This is a genomic window from Spirochaetia bacterium, assembly GCA_022482625.1.
Lineage (GTDB): Bacteria > Spirochaetota > Spirochaetia > Sphaerochaetales > Sphaerochaetaceae > Pleomorphochaeta.
This window is the reverse complement of sequence record JAKVOU010000001.1, coordinates 2674668-2688450: the sequence shown is the minus strand read 5'-3', so window position 1 is coordinate 2688450 and position 13783 is coordinate 2674668. Positions and strand designations below refer to the sequence as shown.

Genomic DNA, 13783 nt, shown 5'->3' with positions numbered 1-13783 from the left:
TAATGCATAAAACTTAAAAAGGTAAGAAACTTTTTATTCTTTTTAACACACAAGCTAATGTTATATTTTTTTGAGAAAACTTACATTTAAAAAGAATACAACATCCGCTATATAAACAAATGATTAAAATCATTCCAAAAACCATTCCTAGCAAACTACCATATGAAAGAAAAAAGGAAACAAAAAATTTATTTATTACGAAGGTAATAAGGCCACAGAAAAAAAATTTTAAATAAGAAGATTTAAATAGTACAGAAATAAAAGTAAAATTAAAATAAGTTCTATTGAGAAAGATTAAATGTAACCATGCAACAATTATAATTGATAATGTGGTTCCCACTGCGAGACCAAACAAACCCAAACGCCTATAGAAAATAAAATTAAAAACAATATTTGCACAAACTCCAATCACACTATTTATAGTCACACGTTGGGTATCTTGTTTTGCATAAAAAACTAACATAAGTAATCGCTGAAGAGGTAAAAAAAGTATACCAAGGGCATAACCACTAACTAGCTTAGAAGTCAAATTTATAGAATTTGTGTCAAATGCCCCTCGGCCAAGTAATAAGCCAATAATTTGCTTAGAATAAAGCATATAAAAAATGGAAAGAGGTATAATTATACATGTCAATAGAGTAATTCGAAAACATAACTTTTTCTGCACCTGTTCTTCACCATCTAATTCTGCAAAACACTGAGAAAAGTCTGAAATAAACAAGGAGTCAAAAGAAGAAATAAAAACATTAAGGACTAAATCAAAACATACTACATGTGCATATTGAATTGCAGCAGGACCACCTACTGTAATTTGTCCAGCAAAGAGCTTGTCAATTAAATTATTTATACTATTTAGTGCATAGGAAAAAATTAAAGGCAGTGTATTCTTTATAGATTTCCGCACCTTTATAGAAATCTTTGGTTGAATAAACCTTAACAAATATCTATTATTTTTTAATCTGACTAAAATAAATATAAAATATGCACTCCAAGCAAATAATTCTCCGAAAATTATTGATAAAATTTCAAATTTCTTAAAAAATACTACAGTAAAAAATATTACAAATAAACTTACAAAAATTCCAGATAGCTTTTCTGTAGTAAAATCATTATTAATCTCTAATACTCCATACCCCATCCGTGCTAAGTAAGTTATCAAAAAACAACCAGAATAACACAATAGTGAATAAAACAAAAAATATCTTAATTGTTCAGATGAATCAAAATGCAGTTTTAAAAAAATTGCGATAAAAAAGAAAATACCAGACAACACAAAAGAAATAATCAATCCAACAGAATTAAAACAAGAAATATACTCTAAATCCTCATGCTTTTCTTTATTTTTATAAAAAACATAAGACGAAAGTAAAATCGTTGAAAATCCAATAGAATATGAATTAGAAATTAATGAATAAATATTTTCAAGTATTTGATAAATATCAGCTAAAAGGTTTGTTCCGAGATAATTCGCAAGTACAATTTGTTTAGCAAAACCTAACAGCTTACCACTTATAACAAGTAATGGTAAAATCAAAAACAACTTATTTGTTTTTTTTTGCATTTCTAAATTCAATTGTCTGGTTAGTCAAAACCAAATAAAAAAATAAAATTGGAATAAACACCAACCAAATTGTTCTAATCATTAATACACTTCCAGTACCCCTAGCAACAGCAAAGATATTATAGAGCAACAATCCGTTCATAAGCCGATTAACATCAGAATTCCTAAACTGAATGAAATAATTCCAAATCTTAAGTAATATAAAATAATAAAAACCGTTAAAAAAAACGCCAAATAAACCACAAAACACAAAGCCTTCATAATAAAGGGAAGTTCCAAAACTATGAATATTATCAATCACTGAAGTACTAAAAATTCCTTCTATAGGCGCATAAAGATAATGATATTTTGTAAATGGAAAACTTTTTATAAAATTACATTTAAGAAATTCCAAAGGTTTTATATAATTCAATTTTATCACTGCAATATTAATCAATTGGCCACTAGAAATAGCTTTTATCAAAGAAAACAATCCCATATCTTCCACATTTTTACGAGTTAATTTTGATATATATAATAATGCACCTATTGCAATTACTCCAACAATAACTATTTTGAAAATATTTCGATAAGAAAATTTTCTCTTATAAAATAAAATCCCAAAAACTCCTAATAATATATCAACAAAACCTGATCGGTCACCAGAAAGAAAAATAAAAATCAGTTCCAATACCAGCAAAACCAAGAACACAAATTTAATAAATACTCTTTTATTTTTTAAAGTTAATGCAAAAAAAAGTAAAAGAAAATTTTCACTGTATTTAAACAAGAATAAACATAATGCAATTGAAGAATTTTGTTGTAAAAAAGTAGCATTGTTCTTTGAATAGTAATTTATTTTATGAAAATTAATTACAAAAAGATATATATCAATAAATATTAATAGACCTAGAAAAAGGTAAAATAAAAAATGAAAAAATAATGAAGTAGGAGTAGTTTTCCTTACTATTATTATTTTATTCTCATATTTAAAACTTGCTATAAAATGCTTACAAAATAAGTAAAGAAAACAATGAGATAAAAAAATAAACAAGAAAAGTTTCATCCACAAAATATCATCATAGATAAAATATGAATATTTAATATATTTGTAAGTAAAGATTAAGTTTGGAAAAAATCCATAAAGAGGAATAATAGTAAAAGAAAAAATATATATAATAGCAAAGGCTAAGGGTATAAAATCATTAATTTTTCTAAGTTGTTTTATTTGATAAATAAAAATCAGTAAACTTAAAAAACAACATAATATTTTTAATATAAACATGTTTTACTTAAATTTTATTACGTAACCAACTAAAAGATATTTTTCTAAATCTCTTGAAAGACAGAAACAATAAAACCAAACAATTAATTCCAAAATGTCTATCCTAATTTATAAATATGTATTATTTGCATAGGAATGCAAATTGTCAGCAAACTCAGAGCCAATAATAACCTTCCTGTCTACCCTCCATCCGTTGTTGCACAGCTGGAGATGAATCCTTCTGTAGCTATACAGGCCGTTGTTCTCATGGTAGGCCTTTATCTCATTCTTGAGTACCCTGTCCCTGTCAGGCCTGTCCTGGCAGGCAAGGTCATAGTAGTAGGTGCTTGGACTCAGCCCGTAAGACGGAGAAGGTCTGCGAGCCTGTACAAAGGCCTCTGTTCCGTGACAATCTGCACCAGCCAGGGGGTAGGGTTACTTTTTCTCGGGGACTGAGGCGCTGAGTTTTTTTTAGCACGGCAAGCTCCGTCCTCAACAATTCGTTCTCCCTTTCCAGTTTTCTTAGCTTCCTCAGTTGCTTCATCTCGGCTGAATCCATGGAAACTGAGGCCTGCCTGGTACCTTCTTCATGCAGTTCCTGTCTCCATGTATACTCAAATTCCCAACACAATTATAACTAGGTCTGCTGTACACCGGGGGACATGTCCCATTCGGGCATATCAGACTCCTGTTCGTTGAAGCTCTTCCCCTTCCAGAAATACTCGATCCCGAGGAGGTCGAAGATCGTCCTCTGGGCCTTGGTGGGAACGGTCCACAGGTCTTTGTTGGTGCCGGTGAAATGGATCCTTGCATAGGTCGCCACCTTGTTGAGCATGTCCCGAAGGTTGTCTATGCTAAACTGATATGATGTGACCGTTTGTCAAGCACTATTGTAACAATCTTTACTCCTTTTTCATCGGTTGAGCCGTTTCTGCAGATGTCATGGACGTGGATAAGGAAAAGGCTACAGTCTTTTCGACACTTGGCCATTCTGATATACGTGGATTGGGTACCTACAGGTCAATGGTTCGTCGAAAGCCCTTTCAGTCTACAAGCGAGAGTCTGTTTCAGTCTCATAGTTTAGTCGAAGATGGCTGGATCATGTACTGCTCCTTTCCCTTGTCCCTGTCCATGGCAAATGCTCCTCCGTCCTTGCCCTGTCCAGGCCTGTGCTAGCCGATGTTGTCGGTCATCATGCCCCAGATGAAGCAGGCCAGCTCCCGTGCCCCAGCCACCGTCGCCACGTTGCAGTTCTTGCCCTTCTTCTCCAGCTGTGCGATCTTGCCTCTCACCCGCCTGGAACCCCTGTCCGCATAGGCTATGACCGACGGGCACTGCCCCTGCTGCCTTGCGAGTATCCGCTTCGACTTGCCGTACGGGCTGCTCCTCTTGATGCCCTTCGCCGCTTCCACCAGCAACAGCCGGAGCCTGGTGTTGCCGCATTTCGTTATCGTGTTGTACCTCACCTTCTGCCCGCTCGATTCCTGTCCCGGGCATATGCCCAGGAAGCTTGCGAACCGCCGTGCATCGGGGAAGCGGCTGAAGTCGCCGACCTCGCAGCAGAACGAGAGGGCCAGGTGCGTCTGTATGCCGGTGAAGCAGACGAGCCTGCCCACCTTTTCCCTGTAGCGCTCCGAATCCGCCAGCTCCTCTATCCTGGCGTCTATGAGCTCCAGCTTGGCCCTGAGGTCCTCCGTCTCCTGCAGGTACTGCTCGAACGCCAGCTGGAGCAGCCCGTTCCCGAACCGTATGGACTTCAGCCACTGCGTGAACTTCCCGGTCCAGTAGGAACCGGGGAACGGATAGGAGTAGCCGGCCCTCAGCAGGAAGGAGAGAAGGTTCTGCTTCGCCTTCTTCAGATGCCTTGCAAAGGTATTGCGCATCCTCGTGTATTCCTTCGCCGCCTCATCCTCGCTGTCGGGGAGGACCACCTTCCTGTAGGTGCCGTTGGCAAGCGTCACCGCAAGCAGCATCGCGTCGCGCCTGTCGGTCTTCACCTTCTGCCCCGATGCCCGCGCTATGGTGGTCGGCGCCATGATCACGCAGGTGCATCCCTGCACAGCCCGAATCCCGTGGGACCGGCCTCATAGCCGATGAGGAACCGTACTGACGGGGCAAGGGCGAAATCCTTGCGCGCCTTCCTCAGGAACTTCGTGAGGAACTGTGCCCCTGCTTCCATCCTTGCGGCTTCTCCCAGGTAGCGGTTGTGCTCCCTGTCGAACATGCAGACGCTGTTGGTAGCCTTGTGGACATCCACCCCTACATAAATTATACTTTCCATCGTGACCTCCAATTTGTATGTGCTCACGCTCCATACTGTAAAATTGATTTTTCCTAAGTATGCAGCAGAATTCACGTCTTTGCAAACTTAGGAGGTCACTTCATATTGTCTAAAACTCCAATTATCATTTGGAATTCCAAGAATTATCAAATGAGATAGGGACACTTGAAACAGGTCCCTACCAGACCTACCTTGGTTGAAAAACAGCGTAAGAAACTGAACAACAACAAGGAGGCATCAAGGAGATGTTAAAAGTGTCCCAAGCAGCAATAATAAAAGATATGGATGCCAAGGGAAAGAGCATCCCGGAAATCGCGAGGGCCCTGTCAATCGACTACAAGACGGCGAAGAAGTACGTGGAGAAGGAAGACTTCAGCATCCCGGCGGAACCCATATGCAGGGAAAGGCCGTCGGTACTCGACCCCTACAAGGAGGAAATCCGCAGGATGGTCGACCAATCCATGAAGTGGCCCAAGAAGCAGAGATACACCGCCAAGAGGATCCTCGTCATCCTCAGGGGGAAGCATGCAGCCTTCCCCTGTTCGTACAACACCGTGTGCCGGTTCGTCCGTTCCTACAAGGCCGAGGTCGCGGGGATGAAGCTCAGGGGCTTCGAGGAACTCGTCTGGCACAAGGGGGAAGCCCAGTGTGACTTCGGCGAGGCCGGTTTCTTCATCGATGGCCGGATCGTAATCCTCAAGTACCTCGTGCTCTCGTTCCCCTACAGCAACAAGCCCTTCGTGCAGCTGTTCAAGGGCGAGACGGCCGAATGCGTCTGCCAGGGACTGATGGACATCTTCGGCAGGATCGGCGGGGTCCCGGTGCTCATCGTGTTCGACAACGCCACAGGCATCGGCAGGAGGATCGGCGACGTGCTGCAGCTCTCGAAGCTGTTCACGAACTTCAGCCTGCACTTCAGGTTCCGCATGAGGTTCTGCAACCCGAGGTCCGGGAACGAGAAGGGGAACGTCGAGGCAAACGTCGGCTACATAAGGAGGAATGCCTTCGTACCTCCGCTTGAGATCCCCGGCGGGGACATCGCCGCCTTCAACAGGAGCCGGATGTTCTCCATCAGCTTCGACATCAGGAAAGGGGAGGACCGCTACAAGGCCGGGCTGCCGGTCGACGGCATGTTCGTGGAGGACAGGGAAGCCCTGCTCCCCCTCCCGCAGTCGGCGTTCTATGCAGCATCAAGGGATACCCATGAGGCTGACTCGTATGGGAACCTCAGCCTGGACAACGGGAAGCATACCTACAAGCTGGGGCCGAAATACAGGCACGCCACCGTCATCGTCGACAGGACCGCCTGGGAAATCAAGGTGTACACCGTGACCGGCAGGCCCATCCATGCGTTCCGGAGGGAATACGGCAGCCAGAGGACCTCCACCTACGACGCCCTCACCATGCTCCAGAGCCTCCAGTCCAAGCCGGGGGCATGGCCGAACAGCATACTCCGCGAACAGATGCCCAGCAACAGCGTACGTGGCTACATCGACGGCCTTGCATCGAGGAAGAAGGTCTCGGAAACCCTCAGGGCCCTCTGCACCACGGCCAGGCAGTTCTCGTATCCCGTCGCCCTCAGCGCCTTCGAGCAATGCCTCCTCAAGAATGCGGCCCCGTCCCCTGAGGACGTCAGGGTCGTCGCCAGGAGGATCAGCACGTTCGGCCTCGGGGAATCGGAGAATGCCACAGGGGTCGACCTGAGCAAATATGACATGCTCGTCAACGCAAAGGAGGCCAGATGATGCGTACCTCGCCCACGAACGGCACAAGCGACTTCCTCAGGAAGAAAGAACTGCGCACCAGCCTCTGCGAAGGCTGCAGGAAGATAATGCTCAGCAGGAGCACGATAGACTATGTGCTCGGGTCTGCAACCTACGGGCAGCTGTCATTCCTGGACGGCGTCATCTCCAGGGAGCTGGCAACCCGGGAGACATCGAGGAAGGCGCGCCTGATGAAGCATGCCGCCTTTCCCGTGGTGAAGACCTTCGAGGGCTATGACTTCACCGGGATCAAGTTCCCCGGCAACTTCACCAGGGAACAGATGCTCAGCCTGGACTTCATCGCCGAGAAGAAGACGCTCGTGTTCTATGGCGGGTGCGGCAGCGGGAAGACCCATGCCATGACGGCGCTGGGCATCCTCGCCTGCAACAGCGGCTACAGGACCCGCTTCACCACCGTGTCAAAGCTCCTGACCAGGCTTGCAGAGGCAAAGCTTGACGGAAGCCTGGAGAAGCTGTTCCGGGACATCGAGAGGGACGAGCTGCTCCTGCTGGATGAACTGTGCTATCTTCCCGTCGACCGGGAGAGTGCACAGCTCCTCTTCAGGGTCATCTCGGAGAGCTATGAACGCAAGGCGGTCATCATCACCACGAACCTGCCGTTCAGCCAATGGGGCCGCCTGTTCACCGACGAGCAGCTGGCGGCCGCCATCATCGACAGGATCGTCCACCACGGCCACCTGATCGTCACGGGGGACAGGGACTGGCGTCTCGAGCATTCCCTCATGAAGGACAACACGCTGTTCGTGGAGAAGGATGGTGCCCGATGAACCGGGTTGCCGTAATGCGTTGCATGGCCGCCGTTCCCGTCCATCGGAAAGGAGGCTGCTAGAGAATATCAACAGAAATTCCAAGAATAACCATGATGATTTCCAATGATCATCAAGTTGTTTTCCAAGAATTCTCAGGATGAAATCCGAGAATCATCAAATTGGAAATTCTTGGAATTCCACGTGAGAATTGGATAAGTTGTTGACAAAATACAGAAGGTCCCAGTAATTCCGCTCCTTCGGCTTGATTGCCGAAACCCGGCTCCGCAACTCGTTCAGGATGATCAGGGCGATGAAGTCGACGAAGAGCCTTCCCTTCATGGTCTTCTGCCCATGTACGTTGAGGCGGTTGCAGTCCAGCAGGTTCTTCATGTCGTCGAAGTGGAGCTCTATGTCGCATCTGCGGCTGTAGTGGCAGAAAGCCTTGGATGCATCCTTCTCCGCATTGGTGAGGATGACCCAGAAGCCGCTGTAGCAGTTGATGTATGCATCCCTTCGTCAAGGATGACCTTCCTGCCCCGCTTGGGTGTCTCCCGTACCGTGAAATAGGTATCGTAGAGCCGCCGGTGCCGCTCGTCCGGCTTCCCGTCGGACAGTTCTTCCTCGCAGGTGCGCAGCGTGAGTATCAGCGACGCGATGTCTCGCTCCCTCTGTGAATGTCAAGAAGATTTTTCAGAGAGAAAAAATTCCTTACCGATAAAAACATCATACCGCGCACACTCCCTCTTGGCCGGATCGAAATAGACATCCCTCCAGGTTCGCCCGTAGGGCCCCATCCGGTAGTCGGTGAGTCCGTAGATGTAGGACTTGTCGTCATCGGGATTGCGGATGATGTTCCCCGGCCGGCGGATGGAGAACCTCGCTTTGTCGATCAGTTCTTTCTGCCATCTGATGCCGGAAGGGACCGGAACGGTGAACTTCTGTCCCTTGGCCACGATATGCATGAGGTTGGCTCGCTGTAGAAGCCACGGTCGCCGACCAGGTTGATGTCGGAGACCCCCAGTTTTCCCAGACTGTCCAGCACATGATCCAGGACAACGGAGTCGGCCATGCTCCCCGGCAGATCCGCATACCATAGGGGGATGTTCGACGAATGGGTGGTCAACAGCCCGAGGTTTATCTGGGGCAGCTTCCCATGGTCCCGGTTGTAGCCCCGTTCCACATAGGGGTTGTGCTTCGCATAGCTGGATGTGCTGGTTATGTCGAACAGCAGCGCCTTCTTCCCGGTTTGCCTGGCAAGCCAGAGCCTGAAGAAGGCATTGCGACGGTCGTCCGAAAGGGAGGCCAGCAGGTCGCTGATCCTCTGGGAACCAAGCGAGGCACCGTCGTATCCCCTGTCGTCGAGCCAATCGCAAGCACGGCTGAGGGCCTTGCCCTCGCAGATGCTGTACATGGCGAGCTGGAGGACCTTCGCAGCGTCATCGGCCCCCAGGGCCTTGTCCAGTACGGCCTTGATGCCGACATTCCCGATCATCTTATTGAGGATGAGGTCCTGGCCCATCAGGGTCGTCTTGGAAACGGACGGAGATACGGCTTCCCGTCGTCTGGCACGGTAATACTCGTTGTAGTGCACCGTGCCGTCGTCCCCGATGTGTCCGATGCATCTCCTCTTGTGCTCCCCGCGCTTTTTCTCCTTGTTCCAGAAGGCATAATCCTCATAGAGGTAGGTGACGCCGTTCTTCTTGTTGGTGACACGGATGACCTTCGGTTTCTTGTGACCTGTATCTTTCATAGATACAATTATATCTAGTTATATTGGCTTTGTTACCTCATAAACACGGATATTTGTAACTATTTTATAGAGTTGTTCGATTCATAGATATAAACGCACCGGGAATTTGAGATGTATACAGCATGGGCTTGCTGATGCCAAGCTGGCGGGCCGTACCGTTGATGGTATGCTTACCATCCCATGCCTGGCGTACGGCATCGGTCTTGAACTGCCTGTCATGGGCGCCTTCCCTAAGTTTAGGCTTCAGTCCTCCGGCTCCATGCTCCTCATATTGCCTCAGCCAAAGCTTGATGGACCGTGTACAGCAGCCTTCCGAAAAGGCTACCATGGCAGGGGTCCTCATGCTTGTCCAATACCCGTCTGATGCACCTGAGCCTGAATTCTGTGGATTTCATCTGTTACCTCCATAAACTCTATTTTACTCCAAGTTCCGGGGATCAGGGCAACCGATAAAAAATCATACCGCGCACAATTCTCTTTTCATCCGGATCATACAGGGCCAGCCGTTTCTCAGTGTTGCTTCCCGAAGTCAGATTTTTCCCCCAGAGGGTTCAGCTCGTAGTTGAGTTGGCCGATGATCTTCTGGTACCGGTCTTCCTTCTCCTGCAGCTCTTTCCTCAGCTTCGCTTCACCGTCCTTGCGGCGGCCGAAGAGGTCAGGGGCATGACTGACGAACTCTCGCTTCCACAGGCTCACCATCTGCGGGTTGAGCTGGTAGCGGGCCGCAATCTGGTTGACGGTCTCGGCTTCCCTGAACACTTCCATCACGACCTTGGCCCTGAATTCCGAAGTGTACCTGTTTCGTTTTTCCATGGTTCCAGTATAGCTTATTTCTCACAGGGAATCTGTCTCATTTTTCCAATACATTATAAATAACCTTGCTTCTTTTACTCATTTCAAAAATTACAGGTTAAATTAGCATTATTTCATCTTGTAACTTTACAATCTCTTTTTCAAAAGAATATTTGCGATATTGCTGTAAACAATTCTCACGATAAGTATTTATTAGATGATAATTTTCTACTGCATAGCAAATTTTAGAATAAAATTCATCAAAGTCATTAATCTTAAAGGATAAACCAGTATAATTATCAATTAATATATCTTGATAGTATTTAAAATTTGATGACAGAACAGGAAGTCCAGCTGCTAATGAATCTAAAATAGCACCAGGAAAACCTTCACCATCGAATTTTGTTGGAAAAAGAAGCATAAAATATTTTGTAATTACTTTAGGAACATCTTTGTAAGGAATTATTCCACAATACCTAATAAAATCCTTCGTTTCAAGCAAAATATTAAATTCATTAGAGTAAATTGGATCAATTATTCCAAAAATATCTAGTTCAATTTTATTTAAGTCATTCTTATAATTGTACTTTTCAACTATCTCTATTGCATCAAAAATTCCTTTTGTTTCAGTTACTCGTGACAAAAAACAAAATCGAAAAAGATTTGCATTCAGAGGAAAATATTCATGGTGAAAAACAAAATTTGAGTAAATTTTAAAATTGTGCATTACTATTATTTTTGATTTAATATTGTTACATATTAAATCGGCTTTTAAAGACTCAGTTTGAACAAATAAAACATTTATGCAATTATTTATTTTTTGAATTTCTTTATTAGTTAAATCATTACAGCAAATATTTCCAATGGGAATAAATAAAATATTTTTAGAAAATAGCATCGGTAAGTTAAATAATTTTTTTAGAGCGCTATAACTAATTACTAAAATAAAATTTTTATAAAAAAGAACTCCCAATAAAAGCCTGAAAAAAATTAAAATTTTATGTCGCCGCCATTGAAAAACATCCAAATATCGAAGTCTTCTTCGAGTTGTGACATTAAATAGAAGCGCATTATAAATTTCATTTGTTTTTACGGTACCACCAATTGCAATAATACTCTTTTTCGCAAATGGCCCTATATATAAAATTTTTCTTTTTAAACTATTTTTTTTCATTTCTTTACTAATAATAATATAAATAAACCAATCCAAAAATTTATTAAGCATTTTACCAGCCCAAGGAGGTAAAACAAATACAATAAATCTAGCTATCACTACAAATCAGAGTTTTGCAATGCAGGTTTAGTACAAATCCCCTAAGCCTTCTTTTTGCCACCGTTTTTCGGCTTCTTCCTGGAACCAGGCCTTGAACCCTTGGGAATCTCCAGCCCGAACTCGTCGAAGATGTCCACCTGCTTCCCGACGAACTCCGAGACCTTCGGGGACCTGCCCCTGAGCTGGACAAACCTGACCGACCGCATCTCGTCAAGTACGTCCCACGGAGTCGCGAATCGCTTCCTGAAACCATCGCCCGTGGAGAAATAGCGGGCATGGAGGTAACAGTTGAGGATGAGTGCGACGAACTGGAAGAAGACCCTTCCGTCGGTACTGGGCTCCGTCCAGGTCCGGAGCCTCCTTCCTCCCTGCCAGCCCTTCAGATACATGAAGGCCTTTTCCTAGGAATCCCGCATCCGGTATTTGGAGAGGATCCAGTCAAGCGGATACTCCCGTGCATCCATGTTCGTGCAGACGATTGCGAAGAACCCGCAGCGTTTCCTGCATCCCGCAATCTTCTCCTCGTCCCTCGAGCAGGAGATGACCGTCCCGTCACCATCGGTCTCGACGGCAAAGTGCCTGCGGAATTTCTTCAGGAGCCTTTCATCCGGCGCCCCGCCGCCCTTCAGGTGACCGAGGAGGCTCTCCTCCTCGTCAAGCAGCTCCACGGTGAGCGCCTTGTCCTCTGCGCCTCTGGCCTCGGGATCGAAGAAGAGGCAGAGCCTCTGCGGAACCGATGTCCCATGGCCCTTCCCTTCGGTTTCCCTGTAGCAATAGGGGTACTCGTAATCCTTGGCATAGCAGTCGTGGTCCCTGAGGAACACCCCCCTGGCCGTGATGCTCCCGCTTTCGGAAAGGGCCTCTCCGATGCATTTCATGACCTTGGCGTCACCGGTTTTCGCCATGAATATGGCCCTGATCCCCTCCGGCACGAGGAGATCCAGGTTTTCCTTGCTGAGATACGCCCTGTCCAGGATGAGGCCGTAGTCACTGAATCCCGCACTCTTGAGTTCCTCCAGCAATAGCCTCAGCGTCCTGGAGTCGGGGATGTTTCCGGGAAGCTTGTGCGCAGTATGATGTTTTTATCGGTTCATAGTAAGGAGTTTTTTCAGTAACACGGCTGGAAGGCAACGGCATTAGGATCAGCATGGGCGGCAGGCGCAGGACGCTGGACAACATCTTCGTGGAACGTTTCTTCAGGATGCTAAAGTATGAGGAGATTTACTTCAATGCCTATGCAAGTCCCCTGGACTTGAGAAAGGCTCTGCGGAAGTATATCGCCTACTACAATGATGAGAGGCCGCACCAATCATTGGGCTACAAGAGCCCGAAGGCCTATTACTGGCCTGACAGGCCAGTGAAGATACAGATTGCATAAGGAGGCAAAAGCTTATTCCCCAAGAGAAAAGTGTCTTGACAATCTAGTCCATCTTAGTTTCCGGTTCTAGGATGGTGCTTGTTTTTTTCTATGTCCCCCCTCTTTCTGGATATCAACACTAATAGGATTAGAAAATAACATTATATCAACTCCTATGGGTGAGCACATACCAATTTTATTTTAAATTAGTTATTTAAAATAATATTTTAGAATTGCATGCCATATGTAAAATAGACAGTTAATCAATGCAAAAAAAGGATTAATATGTTCATTATTAACTTGAATATTATAAACTTTTTTCCAATTGCTAGCCTTTTTAGAAGAAAGAGAACCCCTAGTTTTTCTATATTTTACAACAGTTTCTTGTACACCATAAGCTACTTTATTTCCGTGTAAAAGCATTAACCATGTTGCATAATCTTCGCCTGATCGAATTAAAGGCATTCGGAAATCACCAATTCTGTCTCTATCAATTAAAACAGTTGATGTTGCAATTGCTGTATTTCTAAGTAACTCATTATAGTTAATATGTTTTGGAACATGTCGACAATTTTTTATCATTTTTCCTTTTTCATCAATTATCTCAATCGCTCCATAAATAAAAAAACTATCTGTTTTCTTTAACAAATCTAGTTGAAATTGAAGCTTATTAGAAACCCATAAATCATCGCTATCTAAAAAAGCAATGTACCTACCTCTTGCCTCATTTAAAGCTTTATTACGTGAAATTGCAGCACCAAGATTTTTGGAATTTCTAATAAAACAAATTCTATCATCACATTGTCTCATTTCAGATATAATTTCAAATGATTGATCTGGAGAACAATCATCAATTAAAATAATTTCAAAATATTGATAAGACTGCAATTGTACAGATTGAATAGTTTGTTTAAGAAATTTTTCACTTTTATAAACTGGAATTATGACAGATACTAATCCATCAACATAATTTTTTTTATTCATAAAAAACTC

General features: G+C 44.5%; 17 protein-coding genes and 1 pseudogene. 5 read left to right on the top strand and 13 right to left on the bottom strand.

Annotation, left to right across the window (positions count from 1 at the left end):
• Nucleotides 1-13: 13 nt before the first annotated feature.
• Nucleotides 14-1561 carry a polysaccharide biosynthesis C-terminal domain-containing protein gene (locus LKE40_12220; GenBank protein MCH3918195.1) on the bottom strand — a complete coding sequence of 516 codons (1548 nt, stop codon included), beginning with the start codon at nt 1559-1561 and terminating at the stop codon, nt 14-16.
• Nucleotides 1542-2825 (bottom strand): oligosaccharide repeat unit polymerase, encoded by a 1284-nt coding sequence (locus tag LKE40_12215; GenBank protein MCH3918194.1) that lies wholly within the window; start codon nt 2823-2825, stop codon nt 1542-1544. The genes LKE40_12220 and LKE40_12215 overlap by 20 nt, the downstream gene beginning before the upstream one ends.
• Nucleotides 2826-2960: 135 nt before the next feature.
• Here LKE40_12215 and LKE40_12210 point away from each other — a divergent pair, with 135 nt between their 5' ends.
• On the top strand, nt 2961-3260 hold the full coding sequence (locus tag LKE40_12210; GenBank protein ID MCH3918193.1) for a hypothetical protein: 300 nt from the start codon (nt 2961-2963) through the stop codon (nt 3258-3260).
• 181 nt (nt 3261-3441) lie between these two features.
• Here the strand turns inward: LKE40_12210 and LKE40_12205 are convergent, their stop codons facing one another.
• The 3 genes from LKE40_12205 to LKE40_12195 all read right to left on the bottom strand — a co-directional run bounded on the left by LKE40_12205 (nt 3442) and on the right by LKE40_12195 (nt 5085).
• Nucleotides 3442-3639 carry a hypothetical protein gene (locus tag LKE40_12205; protein MCH3918192.1) on the bottom strand — a complete coding sequence of 66 codons (198 nt, stop codon included), beginning with the start codon at nt 3637-3639 and terminating at the stop codon, nt 3442-3444.
• Between the two features lie 337 nt (nt 3640-3976).
• The gene (locus tag LKE40_12200; GenBank protein ID MCH3918191.1) at nt 3977-4840 is read right to left on the bottom strand and encodes an IS110 family transposase; all 864 of its coding nucleotides are present in this window, start codon (nt 4838-4840) and stop codon (nt 3977-3979) included.
• A 2-nt stretch (nt 4841-4842) separates the two neighbouring features.
• On the bottom strand, nt 4843-5085 hold the full coding sequence (locus LKE40_12195; GenBank protein ID MCH3918190.1) for a hypothetical protein: 243 nt from the start codon (nt 5083-5085) through the stop codon (nt 4843-4845).
• Between the two features lie 281 nt (nt 5086-5366).
• Here LKE40_12195 and istA point away from each other — a divergent pair, with 281 nt between their 5' ends.
• Both istA and istB read left to right on the top strand, forming a co-directional pair.
• Nucleotides 5367-6830, top strand: a complete 1464-nt coding sequence (istA, locus tag LKE40_12190) for an IS21 family transposase (protein MCH3918189.1) — start codon at nt 5367-5369, stop codon at nt 6828-6830.
• Nucleotides 6827-7636, top strand: a complete 810-nt coding sequence (gene istB, locus LKE40_12185; GenBank protein ID MCH3918188.1) for an IS21-like element helper ATPase IstB — start codon at nt 6827-6829, stop codon at nt 7634-7636. The genes istA and istB overlap by 4 nt, the downstream gene beginning before the upstream one ends.
• A gap of 156 nt (nt 7637-7792) precedes the next feature.
• Here istB and LKE40_12180 read toward each other — a convergent pair whose 3' ends face one another.
• Nucleotides 7793-7957, bottom strand: coding sequence for a hypothetical protein (locus LKE40_12180; protein MCH3918187.1), 165 nt, complete (start codon nt 7955-7957; stop codon nt 7793-7795).
• Nucleotides 7958-7969: 12 nt separating this feature from the next.
• On the opposite strand from LKE40_12180, the gene LKE40_12175 reads away from it, so the two are divergent.
• Entirely contained in the window at nt 7970-8185 is a 216-nt protein-coding gene (locus LKE40_12175) for a hypothetical protein (protein ID MCH3918186.1), read from the top strand.
• Nucleotides 8186-8507: 322 nt separating this feature from the next.
• Here LKE40_12175 and LKE40_12170 read toward each other — a convergent pair whose 3' ends face one another.
• The 6 genes from LKE40_12170 to LKE40_12145 form a co-directional block, all read right to left on the bottom strand.
• Nucleotides 8508-9368, bottom strand: coding sequence for a hypothetical protein (locus tag LKE40_12170; protein ID MCH3918185.1), 861 nt, complete (start codon nt 9366-9368; stop codon nt 8508-8510).
• Nucleotides 9369-9432: 64 nt separating this feature from the next.
• Nucleotides 9433-9696, bottom strand: coding sequence for a hypothetical protein (locus LKE40_12165; GenBank protein ID MCH3918184.1), 264 nt, complete (start codon nt 9694-9696; stop codon nt 9433-9435).
• Between the two features lie 182 nt (nt 9697-9878).
• The gene (locus LKE40_12160; protein MCH3918183.1) at nt 9879-10181 is read right to left on the bottom strand and encodes a transposase; all 303 of its coding nucleotides are present in this window, start codon (nt 10179-10181) and stop codon (nt 9879-9881) included.
• Between the two features lie 97 nt (nt 10182-10278).
• Complete coding sequence (locus tag LKE40_12155; protein MCH3918182.1) at nt 10279-11433, bottom strand: glycosyltransferase family 4 protein; 1155 nt, start codon at nt 11431-11433, stop codon at nt 10279-10281.
• A gap of 41 nt (nt 11434-11474) precedes the next feature.
• Entirely contained in the window at nt 11475-11822 is a 348-nt protein-coding gene (locus LKE40_12150) for a hypothetical protein (GenBank protein MCH3918181.1), read from the bottom strand.
• A gap of 12 nt (nt 11823-11834) precedes the next feature.
• Nucleotides 11835-12455 (bottom strand): hypothetical protein, encoded by a 621-nt coding sequence (locus LKE40_12145; GenBank protein MCH3918180.1) that lies wholly within the window; start codon nt 12453-12455, stop codon nt 11835-11837.
• 110 nt (nt 12456-12565) lie between these two features.
• Between LKE40_12145 and LKE40_12140 the strand changes: the two are divergent.
• Nucleotides 12566-12763: pseudogene (locus tag LKE40_12140) on the top strand (integrase core domain-containing protein).
• Nucleotides 12764-13000: 237 nt separating this feature from the next.
• On the opposite strand, the gene LKE40_12135 reads toward LKE40_12140, so the two are convergent.
• Nucleotides 13001-13774: a glycosyltransferase gene (locus LKE40_12135; protein MCH3918179.1), complete on the bottom strand. Its 774-nt coding sequence runs from the start codon at nt 13772-13774 to the stop codon at nt 13001-13003.
• Between the last annotated feature and the right edge of the window lie 9 nt (nt 13775-13783).